The organism is Bacillus horti (assembly GCF_030813115.1).
GTDB lineage: Bacteria > Bacillota > Bacilli > Caldalkalibacillales > JCM-10596 > Bacillus_CH > Bacillus_CH horti.
Map to the genome: position 1 here is coordinate 224777 of NZ_JAUSTY010000004.1, position 22006 is coordinate 246782.

21 protein-coding genes and 2 other annotated features are annotated in these 22006 nt (G+C 39.2%); of the genes, 17 read left to right on the top strand and 4 right to left on the bottom strand.

What is annotated here, in order from left to right; all coding sequences use genetic code 11:
- Position 1: 1 nt before the first annotated feature.
- Positions 2–934, bottom strand: coding sequence for an ABC transporter ATP-binding protein (locus J2S11_RS06210; RefSeq protein ID WP_307392387.1), 933 nt, complete (start codon positions 932–934; stop codon positions 2–4).
- A gap of 3 nt (positions 935–937) precedes the next feature.
- Positions 938–1939, bottom strand: coding sequence for an ABC transporter ATP-binding protein (locus tag J2S11_RS06215; protein ID WP_307392390.1), 1002 nt, complete (start codon positions 1937–1939; stop codon positions 938–940).
- A 943-nt stretch (positions 1940–2882) separates the two neighbouring features.
- Here J2S11_RS06215 and J2S11_RS06220 point away from each other — a divergent pair.
- The 13 genes from J2S11_RS06220 (at position 2883) to rplT (ending at position 16163) form a co-directional block, all read left to right on the top strand.
- Positions 2883–4640: an ABC transporter ATP-binding protein gene (locus J2S11_RS06220; protein WP_307392392.1), complete on the top strand. Its 1758-nt coding sequence runs from the start codon at positions 2883–2885 to the stop codon at positions 4638–4640.
- Between the two features lie 17 nt (positions 4641–4657).
- A complete protein-coding gene (locus J2S11_RS06225) occupies positions 4658–6493 on the top strand; it encodes an ABC transporter ATP-binding protein (protein ID WP_307392394.1) in 1836 nt (611 codons plus the stop codon).
- Positions 6494–6820: 327 nt separating this feature from the next.
- Complete coding sequence (mqnC, locus tag J2S11_RS06230) at positions 6821–7927, top strand: cyclic dehypoxanthinyl futalosine synthase (RefSeq protein ID WP_307392396.1); 1107 nt, start codon at positions 6821–6823, stop codon at positions 7925–7927.
- A gap of 223 nt (positions 7928–8150) precedes the next feature.
- Positions 8151–9059 carry a putative sporulation protein YtxC gene (locus tag J2S11_RS06235; RefSeq protein WP_307392398.1) on the top strand — a complete coding sequence of 303 codons (909 nt, stop codon included), beginning with the start codon at positions 8151–8153 and terminating at the stop codon, positions 9057–9059.
- 256 nt (positions 9060–9315) lie between these two features.
- Complete coding sequence (locus tag J2S11_RS06240) at positions 9316–9843, top strand: small multi-drug export protein (RefSeq protein ID WP_307392400.1); 528 nt, start codon at positions 9316–9318, stop codon at positions 9841–9843.
- Positions 9836–10156: a YfzA family protein gene (locus J2S11_RS06245; protein WP_307392403.1), complete on the top strand. Its 321-nt coding sequence runs from the start codon at positions 9836–9838 to the stop codon at positions 10154–10156. Before J2S11_RS06240 ends, J2S11_RS06245 begins: the two co-directional genes overlap by 8 nt.
- Positions 10157–10337: 181 nt before the next feature.
- A complete protein-coding gene (locus J2S11_RS06250) occupies positions 10338–11078 on the top strand; it encodes a hypothetical protein (RefSeq protein ID WP_307392405.1) in 741 nt (246 codons plus the stop codon).
- Positions 11079–11090: 12 nt separating this feature from the next.
- A complete protein-coding gene (locus J2S11_RS06255) occupies positions 11091–11489 on the top strand; it encodes a GntR family transcriptional regulator (protein WP_307392408.1) in 399 nt (132 codons plus the stop codon).
- Between the two features lie 6 nt (positions 11490–11495).
- A complete protein-coding gene (locus J2S11_RS06260) occupies positions 11496–12377 on the top strand; it encodes an ABC transporter ATP-binding protein (RefSeq protein WP_307392410.1) in 882 nt (293 codons plus the stop codon).
- Positions 12378–12901: 524 nt separating this feature from the next.
- Complete coding sequence (thrS, locus tag J2S11_RS06265) at positions 12902–14812, top strand: threonine--tRNA ligase (protein ID WP_307392412.1); 1911 nt, start codon at positions 12902–12904, stop codon at positions 14810–14812.
- Positions 14813–14895: 83 nt separating this feature from the next.
- Positions 14896–15005 (top strand) — a sequence feature (ribosomal protein L20 leader region).
- Entirely contained in the window at positions 14971–15582 is a 612-nt protein-coding gene (infC, locus tag J2S11_RS06270) for a translation initiation factor IF-3 (RefSeq protein ID WP_307392415.1), read from the top strand. It overlaps the preceding feature by 35 nt.
- Before the next feature lie 17 nt (positions 15583–15599).
- Complete coding sequence (gene rpmI, locus J2S11_RS06275) at positions 15600–15797, top strand: 50S ribosomal protein L35 (protein ID WP_307392418.1); 198 nt, start codon at positions 15600–15602, stop codon at positions 15795–15797.
- A 15-nt stretch (positions 15798–15812) separates the two neighbouring features.
- Positions 15813–16163 (top strand): 50S ribosomal protein L20, encoded by a 351-nt coding sequence (gene rplT / locus J2S11_RS06280; RefSeq protein WP_307392421.1) that lies wholly within the window; start codon positions 15813–15815, stop codon positions 16161–16163.
- 132 nt (positions 16164–16295) lie between these two features.
- On the opposite strand, the gene J2S11_RS06285 is transcribed toward rplT, so the two are convergent.
- On the bottom strand, positions 16296–16682 hold the full coding sequence (locus J2S11_RS06285; RefSeq protein WP_307392424.1) for a sigma-w pathway protein ysdB: 387 nt from the start codon (positions 16680–16682) through the stop codon (positions 16296–16298).
- A 298-nt stretch (positions 16683–16980) separates the two neighbouring features.
- Here J2S11_RS06285 and J2S11_RS06290 point away from each other — a divergent pair, with 298 nt between their 5' ends.
- Complete coding sequence (locus J2S11_RS06290) at positions 16981–18066, top strand: M42 family metallopeptidase (RefSeq protein ID WP_307392428.1); 1086 nt, start codon at positions 16981–16983, stop codon at positions 18064–18066.
- Positions 18067–18256: 190 nt separating this feature from the next.
- Here the strand turns inward: J2S11_RS06290 and sspI are convergent, their stop codons facing one another.
- Complete coding sequence (gene sspI, locus J2S11_RS06295; RefSeq protein WP_307392431.1) at positions 18257–18463, bottom strand: small acid-soluble spore protein SspI; 207 nt, start codon at positions 18461–18463, stop codon at positions 18257–18259.
- A 184-nt stretch (positions 18464–18647) separates the two neighbouring features.
- On the opposite strand from sspI, the gene J2S11_RS06300 reads away from it, so the two are divergent.
- The 3 genes from J2S11_RS06300 to pheS all read left to right on the top strand — a co-directional run bounded on the left by J2S11_RS06300 (position 18648) and on the right by pheS (position 21981).
- Positions 18648–19448 (top strand): TrmH family RNA methyltransferase, encoded by an 801-nt coding sequence (locus J2S11_RS06300; RefSeq protein ID WP_307392432.1) that lies wholly within the window; start codon positions 18648–18650, stop codon positions 19446–19448.
- Positions 19449–19467: 19 nt separating this feature from the next.
- The gene (phnD, locus tag J2S11_RS06305) at positions 19468–20469 is read left to right on the top strand and encodes a phosphate/phosphite/phosphonate ABC transporter substrate-binding protein (RefSeq protein WP_307392435.1); all 1002 of its coding nucleotides are present in this window, start codon (positions 19468–19470) and stop codon (positions 20467–20469) included.
- Between the two features lie 66 nt (positions 20470–20535).
- Positions 20536–20805 (top strand) — a binding site (T-box leader).
- A 141-nt stretch (positions 20806–20946) separates the two neighbouring features.
- A complete protein-coding gene (pheS, locus tag J2S11_RS06310) occupies positions 20947–21981 on the top strand; it encodes a phenylalanine--tRNA ligase subunit alpha (RefSeq protein ID WP_307392436.1) in 1035 nt (344 codons plus the stop codon).
- Positions 21982–22006: the final 25 nt, after the last annotated feature.

Consider the following 22006-nt stretch of genomic DNA (forward strand, 5'->3'; position numbering starts at 1 on the left):
GTTATTTGCCCTCCCTTAGCATAGCAACAGAATGAGTGCTGGATATTGGTCTTAAGTCATAGGCTAATCCATCTTGATCAAAATAAAACTCTTTAGACCTTTCATATTCACGTTTAACCTCATCACGTAAAATGGTCTGTTTGGTACGGTTTTTTGGGTCAATATCGGGAATAGCAGAAATTAATCTTTTTGTGTAAATATGCTGAGGATTTGTATAAATGTCTTCAGATAAACCTTCTTCTACGAGTCGTCCCTTATACATAATGCCGATTCTGTCACACATATGGCGTATAATTCCTAGATCATGACTGATTAATAAATAGGTCAAATTTAAATCCTTTTGAATGTCCTTCATAAAATTTAATACTTGGGCTTGAACGGACACATCTAACGCTGAAACAGGCTCATCTGCAATGATTAGTCGTGGATTTAAAGCAATGGCCCGAGCAATACCGATCCTCTGTTTTTGACCACCTGAGAATTCATGTGGATACTTGAAAATGCTTTCTTTACTAAGTCCCACCTGCTCTAAAAGCTCTTCAACTTTTGCTCTCCGCTCCAGCTTAGTAAAAGACTCATAGTTTATTAATGGTTCTGAAATAATATCGATAATTCGTTTTTTAGAATTTAAGGACGAATAAGGGTCTTGAAAGATCATTTGGATATCACGACGGTTTGAGGCTGAGCGTTTCATCGCCGCTAAATTAACGCTGTCGAATAAAACACTACCAGATGTGATATCATTTAAACCGATAATGGCGCGTCCAATTGTTGTTTTACCTGAACCTGACTCACCAACCAAACCGTAAGTTTGTCCTTTTTCTAAGGTTAATGAGACTCCATTCACTGCTTTTACATGATCAATAACTCTTCTAAAAACTCCCCCTCGAATCGGATAGTGGACATGTAGGTTATCAACTCTAAGAAGCGCCATGACTCATATCCTCCCTCTTTTCACATTTGAGAAGTAAAACTCTCTATAGCAGGTGCATCGTACAAAATGGCCTTGATTAACTTCGTGTAGGATTGGGTTTTCCTCATGGGCTTCATCTGGGATCCAAGGTATCCTAGCCTTGAAGCGGCACCCTATTCTTGGCAAGCTTTGCAATGGGGGGACAATTCCTTGAATAGAATGCAATCGTTCTTGCTTATTAGAGACAGATGGAACTGACTCTAACAGAGACCGAGTGTAAGGATGTTTTGGATTAGCAAAAAGCTCTTCTACTGGTGCAATTTCAATAATTTGTCCAGCATACATCACTGCTACTCGATCAGCTACTTCTGCTACAACTCCGAGGTCATGAGTAATTAACATAACTCCAGCATCCATCTTTTCTTTTAATTCTTTTAATAATTCGAGAATCTGAGCTTGAATTGTTACATCTAAAGCGGTTGTTGGTTCATCAGCAATAAGAAATGAGGGATTATTAGCAATTGCTGTTGCAATAACAATACGTTGACGCATTCCTCCTGATAATTCATGTGGATATTGGCTATACACTCGACTAGGATTTGGTATTCCTACTGCATCCAATAGCTCTATTACTCTAGCTGTACGCTGCTCCTTGCTCATTTTAGTATGTAAAAGTAATGTTTCATCAATTTGGGCGCCTACAATCATTAGGGGATTTAAGGCTGCTAATGGATCCTGGAAAATCATGCCTAAATCGGAGCCTCGAAGATGGTTTAAATTTTCGTTTGGAATATTTGCCAAGTCATAGTTTTTAAAAAAGATATGTCCATCTACCCGTGACCATTTTGGATCATGTAGACCCATAATTGAAAAGGCAAGGGCGCTCTTTCCACAGCCAGACTCTCCAACAATCGCTATAATTTCATTTTTGTTAATGTCAAGGGAGACATCATCGACAGCAGCATAATAATGATCTCCAATACGGAAGGAAGTCTTTAAATTCTGAATATGTAGTAGGTTATTCAATGTTTTATCACCCCAAATTAAAATTCTTTAGAATGTTTCGACATTTTACGCGAAAAGTCATTCAATGTTTCACGAAATATAGTTCTATATTAATGTAAAGTAAAATAAACCATTTTTCAAGATTTAATTTGAATTTTTAGATTATTTATTTTTTTAAAAGTTACAATTATTCACAAATTAAATATTATTTATCTAGATAAAGTAGAAAAAGAAGTAAAAATCGAAGTCTTTTTAAAATTTTATGTTGCGACTTATCTTTTAATGATTTATAATATTTCAAGTATTAATACACTCAGTAAATTTTAAGTCATTGCTTTTATCTTAGGCAAAGCTTAAACGAGTGGTACATATCCATTTCATGATGCAAGCAGGGCGACAAGGACTGCTGCTCTTTTTTTCTCCATTTAAACATGCTTAGTGAAGATTGACCTTTCAGTATTAGCTGAGAAGGTCTGCTTGTTTTTAGGCATCTTTTCTCAATTTCTTTTCTTTCTCATTTCATTTAATTAAATGGTTCCTTCATCACAGAAACAAACGATTATATATTAATTTTACAAAGTTATTACTAGTTAAATTATGTTTTTAAAAGCGTAGGGAGGTAAATTTCATGTGAAGATCAAAGCGGTTGGTCACGGGTAATGTGACCTATTTCCTTTTTTGTGTTCAGTGAGGAAATGAGGATTGAATAATAAGTGGGAAGGTACAAAAATTGCAAAATGTAAGCCTAAGAAGCGAAATAAGCACGAGGGGAAAAAGGGGAAAGAAAAGTCTTGAAAATTATTTCGAAACCCGATATATTATGTTTATTGTCTATTTTGCACTATCAGAATTTTATGCACTTAGGTAGAAAGTATAGTAAAACTAAGACGCTCGCTAATTAAATTTGGCGATCATCCAGGTTTTTTTAATGAAATTTTTCAGGAGCAGCTAGGGGGGAATGCGAATGGAAACGTTTAAACGACTTAAGGAGTTTTATTTACCGTATAAACGGTACTTTATTATCTCCATGATAGGTCTGATTATAGCTACTGCTATAACAGTGATCTATCCATTAGTGCTAATGTTTACGATTGATGATGTTATTGGTGAAGGGCAGTGGAATTTAGTGCCCTATCTTGCCTTAGGTTTTGTGGGCATCATGGTATTTAAGGGAATAGCTACTTATTTTCATCAGTACTACGGTGATCTATTTGGGATAAGGGCTGTTTACGAACTACGAAATGAGCTTTATAAGAAGCTTCAATTTTTACCATTTAGATATTATGATAACGCTAAAACGGGAGATTTGATGTCGCGGCTAACGGCAGACGTTGAAGGTTTCCGGTTTTTCTTGTCTTTTGGCTGTGCACAGCTCTTAAACTTCATTCTATTAGTTGGGTTTGGACTTGGGATCATGCTTTTTCTAAGTGTAAAACTGGCTCTTGTGACCTTAGCAGCTATGCCTTTCCTTGCTGTTGTCGTTTATCGCTTTGACAAAAGAGTACATCCAGCCTTTAAAGGGATACGCCGTTCTTTTGCTCAATTAACAACGAAGGTACAGGAAAACATCAGTGGAATGAATACGGTTAAATCCTTATCAAGAGAGGATTTTGAAATCGATCGATTTGTCGATAGAAATGAAAACTATAAGGATAAGCAAATTCATACAGCAAAAATCTGGGCTACCTTCTTCCCTCTAATGGAGCTGATCGGACATATTTGTGTCGTTGCTCTTTTGGGCTACGGAGGATACTTGGTTATTTCAGGTGAAATGTTTATAGGACAGCTCGTCGCCTTCTTCAGTCTTGTATGGTACATTCTTGATCCTATTATGCAATTAGGCTTTATTATTAACACGTTTTCACAATCAAAGGCTTCTGGTGAACGCCTTCTTGAGGTGTTAGACGAGAAGGAAGACATTCAGAGTCTCCCAGACTCCTTGCAAGCTGAGCGCTTAGAAGGGAATGTAGAATTTGTTGAAGTTACACATAAATATGCTTCTAATGATGCAGATGAGGCTTTACATGCCATAAGTTTAAAAGCTGACGCTGGTAAGGTTATTGGCTTGATAGGAGCAACAGGTGCAGGAAAAACGAGTATTATCCAATTAATTTCCCGCTTTTATGAGCCAGCGAGTGGAGAAATATTCATTGATGGAAGAAACATTAAGGAGTACACAGTTGAAACATTGCGTAAAAATATCGGAATTGTTCTTCAGGAATCCTTCTTGTTCTCCTCTTCTATCAGGGATAATATCGCTTATGGAAATCCGGATGCATCCATGGAGGAAATCATAAGGGCAGCTAAAAGAGCTCAAGCTCACGATTTCATTATGGAGCTTCCAGATGGCTATGACACATTGCTTGGGGAAAGAGGAATGGGATTATCTGGTGGTCAGAAGCAGAGAATTTCAATTGCTAGAGCCTTGTTAATTAACCCTAGTATTCTAATCCTTGATGATGCTACAAGTGCTGTAGACATGGAAACGGAATTTAAGATTCAAGAAGCGTTCCGAGAGGTAATGAAAGGGAGAACGACTTTTGTCATTGCTCATCGTATTTCTTCTATTAAACAAGCCGATGAGATTCTTGTACTAGATCAAGGACGTGTTATTGAAAGAGGAACTCATGATCAATTGATACAGAAGGACGGAGCGTATCGTCGAATTTACGATATCCAGTTTAAAGATAGACATCTTATTATGCAGGATCAATTGGCATAGGAAGGAGGCAGGAGAAAATGAAAGAAACTGTACAAGATGTCATCAATCAAAGACAGGGGAAGCGAGAACGCTTTCGCTACTCCGTTGATACGATTATTGAAAAGCCCTTTAATTGGGCGCAAATGTTACGATTGATGGGGTATATGAAGCCCTATGCTTTTACCCTGCTTCCACTAGCTATTATTGCTATGATTGTAGCAACAGGAGTAAGACTTGCTGTCCCTTTACTCATTTCATATGCGATTGACAATGCTATTGAGATCCCTAATGTTTCTTTGCTTCAGATTCTAGTAGCTGTGATCGCTGGGTTGTATGTCCTTTCTTATATAGCTAATACCTTCCGTATCCGCTGGATGAATATTTTGGGGCAAAATGTTATTTATGACTTAAGGCAGCATTTGTTTTCTCATATTCAAAGGCTATCTCATCGCTTCTTTGATCAGAGATCGGCAGGGTCAGTCCTAGTGCGCGTGACAAATGATATTAATTCGATGCAGGACTTGTTTACAAATGGGGTTATCAACCTATTAATGGATATGATCATGTTAGTTGGGATCATTGTTATCTTATTCATACTGAGTCCAAGTCTAACCGTGGCCATTATGGTCATTTTGCCACTCATGTTTTTCATCTCTACTGGCTTAAGAAGAAGAATACGTCGTTCGTGGCAAACGGTAAGGCTTAAGCAATCTTTGCTTAACTCGCACTTAAATGAGAGCATTCAAGGAATTCGAGTGACTCAGTCCTTCACACAAGAGCGTGAAAATATGGGCTTTTTCAAGAGAATTAATGCGGATAACTATGAGGCTTGGCGGGATGCGACCAAGAAAAACGCCACCTTTAGACCGCTTGTGGAAATCTCGGGTGCGATTGGTACGGCAATTCTGATTTGGTATGGAGCTCATTTGTTTCAACAGGAGGCATTGACGATTGGAGATTTTGTAGCCTTTGCTACGTATTTAGGGATGTTTTGGGGGCCGATTTCTCGGTTAGGGCAGCTTTATAATCAGCTTCTTGTGGGGATGGCGTCCTCGGAAAGGATTTTTGAATTCCTTGATGAGCTACCATCTGTCCCTGAAAAAGCAAATGCTAAGAGATTATCACAGATGAAGGGACACATTAGGTTTGAGGATGTTCAGTTTGGTTACAATGAAAGCAGAAAAGCTCTCAATGGAATTAATATAGAAATCAAGGAAGGGCAAACCGTTGCCTTAGTTGGACATACAGGCTCAGGGAAAACAACGATTACAAACCTTATTTGTCGCTTCTATGATGTTACAGGTGGTCGTGTATTGATTGACGGGCATGATGTGCGTGATCTGTCCCTAGCTACTCTGCGTTCTAAAATAAGTATCGTTTTGCAGGATACATTTATCTTCTCCGGGACAATTTTAGAGAACATTCGCTTTGGTCGACCAGACGCTACTGACGAAGAGGTCAGAGAAGCGGCAAAAGCAGTAGGAGCTGATCAATTTATTTATCGTCTTCCTAATGGTTACGAAACAGAGGTTGAGGAACGAGGAAATGTCCTTTCTATGGGAGAGAGACAATTGCTTTCCTTTGCTAGAGCGCTTTTAGCGGATCCGCAAATTTTGATTCTAGATGAAGCAACAGCAAGTATTGATACCGAATCAGAGTTAAAGATTCAAGCTGCACTAAAGAAGCTATTAGCAGGACGTACAGCTATTATTATTGCTCACAGACTTTCAACAATTCGTGATGCGGAAAACATTATTGTGCTAGAGCATGGGAATATTCTAGAACAGGGAAGTCATGATGAGTTGATGAAGCATCGCGGAGAATACTACGGCTTGGTAAAAGCACAATTTAAAGTATTACAGGATGAATCATAGATTAGAGGATCATAGGTTAGAGGAACAAATATATAGAAAATAAAGAAGAGATCCAAGAATAATTGGGAGGGAAGCTACGGCTTCTCTCTTTAAGTTTTATTGCCTGTATGAAGTTAAGCAATAAATCCTGTATATAAACAAATTCTTTGTAGCAATTTGATGAAATATGGTGAAAATCGTAGGGAATGTTTCTGTTTCCTAACGTTTTTCATAGGCAAATGGAACGGGCTATGATAACATAGGTAACGTATACGATGTGCGGTAGCGCACGCAGATAAGATCAAAAATCTTACGTAAATTTATTGCTTGAAGGGTTGGGGATAGCGAATGTCTATTGACTCTATTTTAGATAAAGCGTTAAAAGGTGAACGGATTTCGGTAGAGGAAGCTGTTCGTTTGTATGAGAGTAATGAGATTGAAAAAATGGGACATGTAGCCGATCAAATTATGAAAAAGTGGCACCCAGATCCTGTCACTACGTTTGTTATAGGTCGTAATGTGAACTATACAAACTTTTGTGATACGTACTGCAAGTTCTGTGCTTTTTACCGTCCACCAGGACATGAGGAAGGCTATGTATTACCTGATGAGGTTATTTATCAAAAAATCCAAGAAACTCTAGACGTAGGGGGAACTGAGATTTTAATGCAGGGTGGTACAAACCCTGATTTACCTCTGTCTTATTATACGGATTTATTACGAGGGATTAAAAAACGCTTTAATATTCATATGCACTCTTTTTCACCAGCTGAGATCTGGAAGATTGTCGAGGTATCAGGTCTATCTCTAGAGCAGGTATTGACTGAGCTGAAGGAGGCAGGGCTAGATTCCATTCCGGGTGGTGGAGCTGAGATATTGGATGACAGAATTCGCAAGAAAATCAGTCGTCTGAAAGGCTCCTGGAAGGATTGGATGGAATGTATGACTACAGCAAACAAAGTGGGTCTTCACACCACAGCTACCATGGTTATAGGCTTTGGTGAAACTCTAGAAGAGCGTGCCATGCATATGCTTAGAGTGCGTGAGGCACAGGATGAGACGAATGGCTTCTTAGCGTTTATTTCTTGGACGTATCAGCCTGACTTCACGAATTTAGGTGGAGAAAAAACCTCTCCTGAGGAGTATCTAAAGAACGTAGCCATCTCTAGAATCTTCCTAGACAATATTCCTAATTTCCAATCGTCTTGGGTAACAATGGGAGGAGAAATTGGTAAGCAATCCTTATCTTATGGCTGTAATGACTTTGGTTCAACAATGATTGAAGAGAATGTCGTTTCGGCTGCCGGGACAACACATAAAGTTAACACAAACCAAATCTTAGACTTGATTCGTGGGGCGGGTAAAACACCAGCCCAGCGAAACACAAAATACGAAATCCTACGTGTTTTCAATGAGGGAGACACGATTGAGAAGGATTTTGTCATGCAGAATTAGACTAATCTCATTCTACTAACGTAGCCATTGCTACGGCTTAAACGTCTATCTTGCTTTTTCTAATTTAGAACAAGCAAGGTTGGCGTTTTTTGGTTAGCGCACCTTTTGTGTTCTAAAGCAGAATCCTACCAGCTACTCTTTTCTTGAGTGTTTTTCCATGTATACTCCACCATTCCAAACCATAAACTAATATAAATCTCTTTAGAATGGTGAGGTACATGCAATGATAAAAATGGTTCCTTTAACAACTATAAAGTGGGAGCATTTTACTCCTTACTTACTTCTACAGCTTACAGGGCTGGAGGATCGTTACATAGGCTTTGAAGTGAAAGATAACTATAAATGTATTCATATCCAGGGCTATTCCCTAGATCAAAAGCTAGATCCACCTTTATCCCATACACAGGTTGATGAACAGATTAAGAATGCCTTTTGTCAGGCTATCTCAGAGTTTTACGTTGAAGAATTAGAAGAAGAATACATTAAAATGATGATTAAAAAGGTCTTCGGTTTTGTCCAGCCTGAGCAGATTGAACGTATTTATCATTTTTGCTTCGATATGCTGTTTCTTCATGAGGATTCTGTTTTTCGGGATGAGGCTAAAATCTCAGAAAGAAAAAGACAAATCTTTGATTGTGCATATGATTACATTCAGGAAGAAAAAGAGTTCCATTTAGATGGATTTATCCGTTTTAGGCTGTCAGAGTATCGTTATGAGCTTGAGGAGCTTATTGAATTTGCTGTTGATGAATATATTGTAGATCAGGAATACCAACGCTTTATTCAGCTTCTACAGCAATATGTAGCTCAGCAAATCCCTCAAATTCCAATCTTACATGTTCATCATAGACAGGGAAGGCGCTTTGTATTGTTTAATCAGGATGGAGAACAGTTAACGGAACAACAAATTGAGCAATATTTGAATAAGTTTGCTATTGAATCAGTGACTCATGAGGATATCATTGTAAGCACGTTGATTGCTATGGCTCCTAAAATCATAATCCTGCATACTACTGATCCAAATGTAACGATTATACGAACGCTACAAACCATTTTTCAAACACGATTAGAGCTTTGTTTAAACTGTCAGAAGTGTAAGCAATGGCAGGAAAGGAAGCTTGTTCAACAATAAAAAAGTCCAAAAGCCTTGCATTAACCCATCGATGATATAAGAGAGCTCGTTGAAGAGATGAAAGTAGAAACGGAATAAAAACAAGCCTCTTAAACTGACTAGACTAATATCTAGTCAGTTTTTTCTATTTGGATTTGAACGGATAAGCAAATTTTTTTAGAAAAGGGGTTGCATAATTTAGATTAGGTGTTTATACTGTGTATATAGATATAAACACATACACACATATACACTAAAAAGTTGAGGAGAGATTATCATGAATGAAATTTTAAATTTATTATGGGCTTATGTACTTGTCTTTATTTTATCAGCAGTTCCGATGTTTGAGGTTTTGGCTGTAGTCCCGCTTGCTATTCTAGGAGGTTTAGCTCCGGTTCCTGTTCTTGTCTTATCGATATTAGGTAACTTAATTGCCGTTCTTCTAATTATCCTATTTGCGAATAAAATTAGAAGCTGGAGAAGAAAACGTAAAGCTGAGAATGCAAGAGGATTAGAAGGAGAACTAGAAGAGGAAGGGAAACGTTCTGCTAGAGCGAGAAAGTTATTCAACAAGTATGGTTTACCGGGGCTTTCTTTAATCGGTGGTCCTTTTGTTACAAGTCACTTAGCTGCCTTCCTAGCTATATCCTTTGGAGGAACAAAAAAAGCAACGACTGTTTGGATGACAATTAGTATCGTTCTTTGGGCTATTGTTATGGCTATCGTAGCTATCTTTGCAGCAGATTTACTTGCTGACAGATTAGAAGGCTTAGGCTTCCTAAGAAGGATGTTTGATAATGAGTAACAAGATGCCAGAAGTTAGAGAAGAACACACTCACCTACCGAAAAAAAAAGAAAAAGAACGCCCTAGTGGAATTAGAAGCTGGGGCATTCTCCTAGGGGCTTTCGTCTTATCACAAATTATCTTTTTCTTTGTAGACGGGACCTCATGGGAACCAAATATGAATGATTCTGGTAACATCTTAGGCAGAATTTTAGAATCGCAGCTTTTTACTGAATGGATCACGATCTATAGCTTTCCATTTTTTAATCTAGCCACGACTGTATTTGCGATTGTTATCCTGTCAACGGCTGTAAAAGAATTCCTTTTTAAATAAACGAATCAGTGATAGACTATGCCTTATGCTGTACGAATTGGAATGGAGTACTGACGCTGTACTATTAAAAACCCCACTTTTCAAGTGGGGTATACAGCATTTTAACTAGGAAACTGGATTTATTCATAAATCTATTATATTTTTTAGTAAAAGAATATTCGTTGTTCTAAGGAGGCTTCTTATGGAGTGGAAATCGGCGTGGTCCCTATCAAAAAGTGAATTGAAGCATAATAAGGTTCCATTATTTTTTACGTTTTTATTTGTTGCACTAATGTCATGGCTTGCTGGTAAAGAGATCCAACAGTTTGCTTTATATTCATTAGGAAAATACAATTTTTATAATCATTACTTAGTTGATATGTTATTTGTTGTCTACAGCTTTGCGTTTGGCACGATATTTATGTCTTCTCCGTATCTAAGCCTAAGTGCGATGAAAAATGATCAATTAGGAAAAAGAATAGCTATGTATCGTACTTTGCCTATTTCTATAGAGTCTATTGTTTTAAGTAGAATGTTGATCATGCTTTGTATTCTCTTGTTTATGACGATCTTCTTTTTTAGCTTTATTTTCTTTTCGCTAACCGATTCTTTTTTTCAGACTCTGCCTAAGAGCTTATATTTTGCTTTTGTTCTTTTTTGGCTGGGAGTTGCCTTGTTTTTTAACGGGGTAAATCCGATTGCGGAGTTTGGAGTTAATACAAAATTCCTATATCTCTACTCCTTTTTGTTGCTTATCCTGCTAATCGCGGTAAAGATATTGGTAACATGGCTAACGGAAAAAGGGTTTGTTGAGTGGTCTATCTACTTGTTGCTAAAGTATGAGTGGGCTGCTGCACTGATCTCTTTATTCATTGGGTTGCTTTCTACCTTTGCGTGGTACGCTTTGCTCAAAAAACGTCTGCTTAAGCGCGACTATGTGTAGGGGGGATCATTGATGAAATTGCCGATTCGCGTTTCAGAGGAAAGCAGGGAGCCGATCTATCATCAAATTGAGTCACAGATTAAAGCACTAATTATGGGAGGACAGCTTCCTTCTGGTACACCATTACCCTCTATCCGAGCGTTAGCGAATGATCTATCCTGTAGTGTTATCACAACAAGACGAGCCTACCAGAATCTAGAAAGCCAGAAATTCATTAAGACCCTTCAAGGCAAAGGGACGTTCGTTAGTGAGGTAGACGCTCAGCATAAGGAAGAGGAAATCGAGAAAATCCTGTATGAAGCCCTCCATAAGTCCATTGAGCAAGGAATACAAATGGGGATAGATATTAACAGAATGCGCGTGCTATTTGAAAATATTTTAGAAGATATCCATTCGGAGCATAAGGAGTGATAAACCATGACATCTTCCGCATTAACGCTTGTAGGGTTGAGCAAAGAATATAAGTCTTTCACACTAGGCCCTGTTGATTTTGAAGTTCAACGTGGGACGGTTGTCTCCTTAATAGGAACCAACGGATCAGGAAAAAGCACTTTATTTCATACGATTATGGGTATTGTTCAGCCTGAAAAAGGAACGGTTCAGGTATTTGGCGAGGACTATAAAAAAAATGAAGTAGCATGGAAGCAAAAAGTGGGCTATGTCGGTGAGCAATACGGAACATTAGCGTACCTTACTGTTAAGGAAATAGCTGCTTTTGTATCACGCTGGTACCCTTCGTGGGACCAACATAAATACTTAGGACTTCTGAAACGCTATCAGATTGATGAAAATAAGAAATTTAATAAGAGTTCTAAAGGAACAAGAAGAAAAATCGAATTTATTCTTGCTATGTCACATTCACCTGAGCTATTGCTTCTTGATGAGCCTTCTGAGGGTGTAGATATCGTTTCACAGAGAAAGATGAAAGAGGACCTTTTAGAGTACATGAATAACGAAAATCACACGATTGTGATTGCCACTCATATTCTTGATGAAGTAAGGCAAATAAGTGATTACATTTGTGTACTAGATCAAGGTAAAATCGTTACAGCCTTTGAAAAGGATGAGATCTATGAGAAGTGGGCAAGACTATGGGTATCTGATTTGACGGACACTGTAAGAAATCACCAGCATACTTTGGACGTGACACATCCTCCTTTACAGCTTGTAACAGACAATGTGGAGTCCACTGAGGCTCTGTTAGAGCAAGAAGGAATTCAAGTGACACACAGGCAATCCTTGAGCCTAGATGAAGTTATAACGTTTATTTTGGAAGCAGCTAGTCACTCTAAAGAATAGTAGAATTTAATAATTTATTGAAGGTAATTGATTTGGTTAAAAGTGTAGGATTCCGTTAACGTAATCGATGAAAAATAAAGTTTAACTTGACGTGTGGCTGAATCATTCTTATAATACGTAGTAACATAATTTCACAATTGTTTGCGATGAAAAGGACATGAACGACTTTCTTCCTTCTTCCAGAGAATAGGGTCTAAGGCTGTGAGCCCTTAAGAATAGAAAAGAGTTTACCACCTTGAGCTGTTATGGGGAACAGATGCGTTTGCATGTCAGTATCTATAACCGGTGCTGAGCCGTTATCTAATGAAGCATAGGACAGGAGTGTTTTCCTTTTAGTTAACGCTTTTGTCATATGGAAGTAGGGTGGAACCACGATGAGTATAACTCGTCCCTAGGATAGGGACGGGTTTTTTTTGATGCCCAAAAATCTGATCAATGAAACAATGATGTAATTTGTAGTACACAGGGAATGTTGAGCAGTACCACAAAAAAAATGAACAACAAGTATAGGAGTGTGAACGAAAATGTCAATGATTAACGTACAGCTACCAGATGGAGCAAAACGTGAAATTGAACAAGGGTCAGATGTAGCAGCAGTAGCATTTTCCATCAGTCCAGGTCTAAAGAAAAAAGCAGTAGCAGGTAAAATTAACGGTAAGCTAGTGGATCTTTCTGCTGCCGTGCAGGATGGAGATATCGTTGAAATTGTTACTCAGGATTCTGCTGAGGCTTTGGAGGTTATGCGTCATAGTACAGCGCACTTAATGGCACAAGCTGTTAAGAGAATATACGGAGATGTGAAGCTTGGTGTAGGACCAGTGATTGAATCAGGCTTTTATTATGATATGGATCTTGCTGAATCTATTACAGCTGAGGATCTTCCCAAGATTGAGAAGGAAATGAACAAAATTATTAATGAGAACATTCCTGTTGAACGTATTGTGGTCAGCAGAGAGGAAGCTCTTAAAATGTATGAGGATATCGGCGATGAGTTTAAGCTCGAGCTTATTCAGGAGCTCCCTGAAGGAGAGGAAATTACGATCTACAAGCAAGGTGAATTCTTTGACCTTTGCCGAGGTCCACATGTTCCTTCAACAGGAAAAATCAAAGCGATTAAGCTGTTAAGCGTAGCTGGAGCTTACTGGCGTGGGGATAGCGATAATAAAATGCTTCAGCGTGTTTACGGTACAGCTTTTGCTAAGCAAAATGAACTTGATGAGTATCTTCATTTCATTGAGGAAGCGAAAAAGCGTGACCATCGTAAATTGGGTAAGGAGCTAGAGCTGTTTATGTTTTCGGACGAAGCACCAGGCATGCCATTTTATTTACCTAATGGACAAATCATTCGTACAGAGCTAGAAAACTTTTCGCGTAGCTTACAAAGACAAGCAGGGTATGATGAGGTTCGTACTCCATTTATGATGAATCAGCGTTTATGGGAGCAATCAGGGCATTGGGATCACTATCATGAAAATATGTATTTTTCAGAGGTTGATAATACCAAGTTTGCTATGAAGCCAATGAACTGTCCGGGTCATATGCTTATCTTTAAAAATGCGTTGCATTCTTATCGTGATCTGCCTATTCGTATGGCTGAGTTCGGTCAGGTACACCGTCATGAGCTAAGTGGAGCATTAAACGGCATGCTGCGCGTCCGTACTTTCTGTCAGGATGATGCCCATATTTTTGTTACTCCAGCCCAAATTGAAAGTGAAATCAAAGAAGTTTTTTCTCTTATCGATACGATTTATCGTACCTTTGGTTTTGAGTATTCCGTTGAATTATCAACTCGTCCAGAGGATTCAATGGGTGACGATCAGCTATGGGAGCAAGCAGAAGGAGCACTGCGTAATGTGCTAACTGAGTTAGAGATTGATTATCATTTGAATGAAGGAGACGGAGCATTTTATGGTCCAAAAATTGATTTCCACATCAAGGACGCCTTAAAAAGAAGCCATCAATGTGCAACGATCCAATTAGATTTCCAAATGCCTGAGAAATTTGACTTAACCTACATTGATGAGCATAATCAAAAGGTACGCCCAGTGGTTATTCATCGTGCTGTGTTTGGTTCAATAGATCGTTTCTTTGGTATATTAGTGGAACATTTTGCGGGTGCTTTCCCTACATGGTTAGCTCCTGTTCAAGCAAAGGTTCTTCCTATCGCTGAGGTACATGCTGAGTATGCTAACAAGGTGGCAGATGAGCTGAGAATCAAAGGGATTCGTGTAGAGGTAGACGCTAGAAATGAGAAGATTGGCTATAAAATACGTGAAGCTCAAATGCAAAAGGTTCCTTACATGCTCGTCATAGGGGACAAGGAAATTGAAAATAATGCTTTAGCTGTTCGCAAACGCGGTGAAGGAGACATCGGTGCCAAGCCTGTAGCAGAGGTTATTGATCTGCTAGTAGAGGAAATTACTGAAAAGAAATAAGGTTGAAATCAGTAAAGAAGCTATTTGAAAGTTGACAGATAGGCTTAGCACATGATATATTATGAAATGGATTAAATAGGATAGGACATAAGCAGAAGCGACCCGCTTCTCACCTGATTGACGTATTGTTGACAGGTTGCTACTTGTGAGAAGTATTTATGCGGGCGTTTTGCGTCCGCTTTTTTATTTTGCTACGTGTACCATCCTTAGTCTTAAGATTTTGGCCAAAATCTTGTTGGAGGTGTCAACATATTAGCAAGGAACTTTTAGTCAATGAAGGCATTCGTGCGAAGGAAGTTCGTGTCATTGGAGTCGATGGAGAGCAGTTAGGAATTTTGCCGATCCGTCAAGCGTTACAATTAGCTTTTGATGCTAACTTAGATCTTGTCAATGTAGCTCCTACAGCTAAACCACCAGTATGTCGAATTATGGACTACGGAAAGTTTAAGTTTGAGCAGCAAAAGAAAGATAAAGAAGCACGTAAAAAGCAGAAAATCATTAGTCTTAAAGAAGTTCGGTTTAGCCCTACGATTGAGGACCATGATTATCAAACAAAGATGCGTAATGTCGTCAAGTTTCTCAAAAATGGTGATAAAGTAAAATGCTCCATTCGATTTAAAGGACGCCAAATTACTCACTCTGAGATTGGTAGACAGGTATTAGATCGCTTAGCAAAAGATATTGCCGAAGTAGGAGAGATTGAATCCAAGCCTAAGATGGAAGGCCGTAGTATGTTAATGATTCTTTCTCCTAAAACGACAGATAAATAAGAACGGAGGAAATCGTTATGCCAAAAATGAAAACACATAAAGGTGCAGCAAAACGCTTTAAAAAGACCGGAAGTGGCAAACTTAAGCGTGCTCGTGCTTTTACAAGCCATATGTTCTCTAACAAAACTCAAAAGCAAAAGCGTAAGCTTCGTAAAGCTGCTATAGTGAGCAGTGGAGATTTCAAACGTATTAAAGAAATGTTAACTTACAAGTAATAGGAGGGACTTTTTATGCCAAGAGTTAAGGGTGGTATTGTTTCACGCCGTCGTCGTAAAAAAGTATTAAAGCTAGCTAAAGGTTATTTCGGTTCCAAACACCGTTTATTTAAATCAGCTAATGCTCAGGTTTTAAAATCATTACTATATGCTTACCGTGACCGTCGTCAAAGAAAGCGTGATTTCCGTAAGCTATGGATTACACGTATCAATGCGGCAGCTCGTATTCACGGGTTATCTTACAGCAAATTCATGCACGGATTAAAGACTGCTGGTGTGGACATTAACCGTAAAATGCTAGCAGACCTTGCTGTAAACGACAAAGATACATTTGCTCAATTAGTATCAAAAGCAAAAGGTCAATAATTTCGATCTCATGTAGATGAGCATCTACATGGAACATAAAAATGCTTCTCATTCTGTACTTCGGGTGATATCCGAAAGGAGACAGAATGAGAAGCTTTTTTGCATATAACTAATTTCTCTAAGATAAAAATTTTATTTATTTCCTTTGAGAAGCTCCTTCACAGGACCACTCCATTCAATTGAAGCGTAAGGGTAGTGCTTAAATAGGAGGTTTTCAATTTCTTCAAAGTCCGCCGTTCTGAGACCGTGTAGGTCATTCCTAGATTTGGTCCAAAGCTTAATATGAACAACACGAAACGCTTCATCTGCTGTTCCAAGATACTTTTCTCCTTCAAAAAGCACCCCTTTTTGCGTAACCAAGAGATTTTTTCTTACCTGCTTAAAATCGTCTAAAAGATATAATTCCTTTTTATCATGAGCAAGCTCAAGCTTCCGCTTAGGATGGAACAAGTATTTAAAAATCATGTATGTTAATACGATGATAGAGAAAAAGATCAATATTCTTATAAAAACAGCCATATGCTACCCCCTATTGTCTCCAAAAAAATTTAAAAAAGATGAAATCGCCCCATATGTCATGAACAATGCTTAGAGCAACTTAGGTTAAGAACCCGTTGCACCATATTTTCGGTCTATGTACAACGATTACGTATATATATTGTACGTAACAAGTAATCATTTGGTTTCGGTATAGTTGATTCCTTCTAAAAAAACACCTAAGCTCTATCGCAACCCAGCGAGCATGTTCATCCTTACATCTATATAGTATAATAGCATAGTGTTACATAATAAAGTGTACATTTAGGAGGGATTATAGATGTCTGGTCAAGATACTACCTTACAAATGTTTAAGGAGCTAACGGAATGTCCCGGTGTTCCTGGAAATGAACATGCTGTAAAAAAGGTGATGGAAAAGTGGATTGAGCCACATGCTACAGAGCTTCAGCAGGATCACCTTGGCAGCTTAATTGCTAAAAAGACAGGTCAGGCTGACGGGCCTAAAATCATGGTTGCCGGTCACCTAGATGAAATAGGCTTCATGATTACTCAAATCACAGAAAGTGGATTCCTTAAGTTTCAAACATTAGGCGGCTGGTGGGAGCAGGTTATGCTAGCCCAGCGTGTTTTAGTATTAACTAGAAAAGGTGAGGTTGAAGGGGTTATTGGCTCGAAGCCACCACATATTCTACCTCCAGAAGCACGTAAAAAATCAGTAAATGTGAAGGAAATGTTTATTGACATTGGAGCAGCAAGTCGTGAGGAAGCGGAAGAGTTTGGTGTTCGTCCTGGAGATACGGTAGTTCCTATTTGTCCTTTTACAGTCATGAAGAATCCTAAGCTATTGATGGCTAAAGCATGGGATAATCGAATTGGCTGCGCCATCGCTATTGATGTGATGAAGCGCTTAAAGGAGGAGGATCATCCGAATACGTTCTATGGTGTAGGAACCGTTCAAGAGGAGGTTGGACTACGCGGAGCACAAACGGCTGGTCATTTTGTTCAACCAGATATCTCCTTTGCTGTTGATGTGGGGATTGCTGGAGATACACCAGGGATTAAGCCAGAGGAAGCAAACTCGAAGATCGGAAAAGGGCCTCAAATTATTCTATATGATGCATCGATGATTGCTCATAAAAACCTTACGGATTTTGTTGTCAAGGTAGCAGAGGAAAATCAGATTCCGTATCAATTTGATTTCATTAATGGCGGAGGTACGGATGCTGGGCGTATTCAGCTTACGGGGAATGGTGTGCCTTCCTTAGCGATCACAATTGCTACTCGCTATATCCATAGCCATGCAGGAATTTTACACCGTGATGATTATGATAACGCCGTGAATCTACTTGTTGCTGTAATTAAGAAGCTAGATGCAGAAACTGTGGAGAAAATTAAATTAGGGTAGAGCGTGCTAGTTAAGATTCACTGCTTATTGTATAAGTAAAGAGCGAAGTGGAATACGAAGAGAAGTGTATAAGAATAGACGGCAAGGAAGATTAATAGAAGTAAAAAGGGGTGTTTCAAGGTCTAAAAAGACTTTTGAGACACCACCACTTCTACATACATAACGAAAGCAAATAGACAAAAGGGGCTAGTTACTGAAGCCCCGCTTTAATATGAGAAATGACTAGTTCCTTTTCCTCATTTGAGCTTTTATCCCACATCAGCTCAAATAATACGCCTAAACCAGGTAGCATTTTTTCCTCTCCACTTTCAATAGCATCTAAAATTGTTGCCCGAATATGCTCCTCATCACTTCCATTAAGGTTTTCAACTATCGCATGACGCAGGTTAAGATTCATCTGTTCTTTATCTCCTTTTCTTGAAAAGTTATATCGTTTGCTAGCTGCGTTATTAGTATGAGCAATTTTTTGGTATAGTATGAATGAGAGAAGTGAAAGGGAGCAAACACTCCTTAAGCGAAATAAAAAGAGAATTGAAATAGATAAATGAAATGATTGAAATTATGATTGAAGGAGCACGTTCATGTATATTGAATCCAGCCAGAATCCCCGCTTTAAGGAGTGGAAAAAGCTTTTAACTAAAAAGGGGAGAACCAAGCAACGGAGCTTTCTAGTAGAAGGGTTTCATCTTGCAGAGGAAGCATTTATGTCTAAGTGGGATATTGATGCTGTCTTGCTGATGCAGGATACTGTAGTTACACCTTCATTGGAACAGTACTTAGCCCCATATAAGTCAATAACGTTCGAACTAAGTAGTAAGCTGTTTTTAGAGCTAAGCGAGACAGAAGCACCTCAGGGAATCATAGTGATTGTAAAGCAACGAGAGTTAAAGATTGATGAGAAGAGTGCTTTATTTGAAGCAGGACAAACCATCCTAGTTGTTGATCAGGTTCAAGATCCAGGAAATATGGGTACTATCATTAGGACAGCTGATGCTGCTGGTGTGGATGCCATTGTTATAAGTAAGGGAAGCGCAGATATCTATTCCGGAAAAACGCTGCGTTCTACACAGGGCTCCATTTTTCACCTACCTATTATTCAGGAGGAGCTAGAGGAGGTCTTACCAGATCTAGAGAAGGAAGGCTGGACCATATTAGCTTCTGCTTTAACGGACAGTGTAGATGTTCAGCAGCTTGCCCTACAAAACAAGCCAAAAATAGCTTTGATTGTAGGAAATGAAGGTCAAGGTGTGTCTGAATACGCCTTAGCTCAAGCTCATCAGCGTGTGAAGATCCCTATTTGGGGTCAGGCTGAGTCCTTGAACGTTGGAGTAGCAACAGGGATTCTACTTTACTCCATCAGGTCACAATTTCATTTTATGTAGAAAGAGAGTCATAATAAAGATGTGGAAAAGACCCTATGTAAGAAGCTATGCCTTAATCGGAGCTTGTTTAGCTCTAACCATTTCCTTCACTGCCTACACACTTCGTGAGAATCATTCTGCTATGGAACAATCAGAAGTAGTGCAGGATATGGAGCTACAACATCAAAGCCTAGAACGTGTTGCTGAAATCGAACCTCTAGAGCTAAACGTTGGTATTATACGTTCACCTATTCAAAATGAAGCAGAAATGGCAGAGCAACCCTTGCGTCAATTAGAAACACTATTGGCTGAAGCTACATCTCTTGAGGTTGAAGCGATAACCTTTGATCACTATCATTCTTTACTTGAGGCCTTAGAATATGGGCAAATCCAATTAGCCTTCCTAGGACCAGCTAGCTATGTGGCGGCTCATGAGCGTTCTTCCGCTCAGGCTATTGCTGCAATGATGGTAGATGAACAAGCTTATCATTATTCATATATTATCAGTCTAAACGAACAGCCATGGGATACCCTAGAGGAGTTTATGGATGGAGCACAGCAGCGCAGCTTTGCTTTTAGTGGACCTTTCTCAACCAGTGGAACACTGGTCCCGAGGCTTGCCCTAAGTCAGTTTGAGGCTGGTAGAGTAAGTACAGCACATACAGCACAGACAGAAAATCAACCATTAGCCCTTATAGATTTAGGTTCCAACGAAGCTACAGCTATAGCGATAAAAAACAAAGAAGTAGACGCTGGAGCATTAAACAGTCTGTTCTTTGAGCTGTTTGTGGAACAGGGCTTGCTGGATGAGGATAGAGTGAAGATCATATGGAGCTCAGACCCTCTTTATTTTAGTCCATGGGTGGTATCTTACCAAATTGGTGAGGAATTAAAGGGACAGCTTCGCTCAGCTTTAGTTGGAATTGAAGAACATGAGATTCTAAACTACTTTGGAGCAACTGGATTTTCTTCCGTAACGGACAGGAACTATGATTTAATTAGAAGGGCAGTAGAGGAAACAGGGGAATTTAGTGATGAATGATAAATGACGTTTGCAAACCCTGTTATTTTTTCATATAATAAGACATAGATTTGACAATTCTATAAGCAAATAGCTAAGAATGAGAAGAGTAGGTAGATCGTAGCCTTTCAGGGAGGAGCTGTCGTGACTGTAAGCAGCTCTAAGGAAAACCCTATTGAATTCCCTCAGGAGCTGTCCTGTGAGCCTAAATAGCATGCACTTGGTGTTTTGTTGTTTAGAGGTAGCAGGTACCGGGAAAGAAATCCCGTTATTTGAATGAAGTGGAACGATGATAACCTCCTTTATGGAGCTTCCTGTCGTTTAACAAGGGTGGTAACGCGAGCCTTCGTCCCTTTTATGGGAGAGGTTTTTTTTGTGTCTAAAATCCGTGGAGAGCTTGAAGGGTGAGATGCAATAGGGAAGGCTACTGACCATTCATGCAGAATTCCAAAATATGAATGAGTAAGCAATGAAGCATAAAGAAGGAGTGTAAAAGGAATGAAGGATAAGCTATTGGCTTTGAAAGAGGAAGCTATTCAAAAGGCAACGAAGGCTCAGGATATGAGAGCTGTACAAGATGTGAAGGTCGAGTACTTAGGGAAAAAAGGACCCATCACTGAGGTATTAAGAGGTATGGGCCAATTGTCAGCAGAGGAACGACCATTGATGGGGCAGCTAGTTAATGAGGTGCGTAATGAGATCGAGGAAGCATTAACCTCCAAAGTGAATGAGCTTGAAGCTAAGCTATTAGAGGACAAGTTAGCAACTGAAACGATTGATGTGACTCTTCCAGGTCGTCCTGTAAAGGCAGGAAGTACACATCCGCTAACACAAGTGGTCGAACAGATTGAAGATATCTTTTTGGGTATGGGCTTTAAAATTGCTGAAGGTCCAGAGGTAGAGACAGATTACTTTAACTTTGAGCTTTTGAACCTACCGAAGAACCACCCGGCAAGGGATATGCAGGATTCCTTTTACATCACGGAGGATATTTTGTTGAGAACTCAAACATCTCCCGTTCAAGCAAGAGCCATGCAGGAGATGAAAGGTGAAGTGCCTGTTAAGATTATTTGTCCGGGGAAGGTATTCCGCCGTGATGATGACGATGCGACACACTCCCATCAATTTATGCAAATTGAAGGACTTTATATCGATAGAGACATCAGTATGAGCGATCTAAAGGGTACGCTTTTGACCTTTGCTAAAGAAATGTTCAGTGATGACCAAAACATTCGCTTACGCCCAAGCTTCTTCCCATTTACCGAGCCAAGCGTTGAAGTGGATATCTCCTGTATCCTTTGTAGTGGAAAAGGATGTAGAGTATGTAAGCATACGGGCTGGATTGAGATTTTAGGTGCTGGAATGGTTCATCCAAACGTGCTTGAAATGTCTGGATATGATTCTAAAACATACACTGGATTTGCTTTTGGGATGGGTGTGGAACGAATTGCTATGCTGAAATATGGAATTGATGATATCCGTCATTTCTATACGAACGATGCTCGTTTCCTTAAGCAGTTTCAAAGAATGTAGCGCCAAGTCAAATCTAAAACGTATC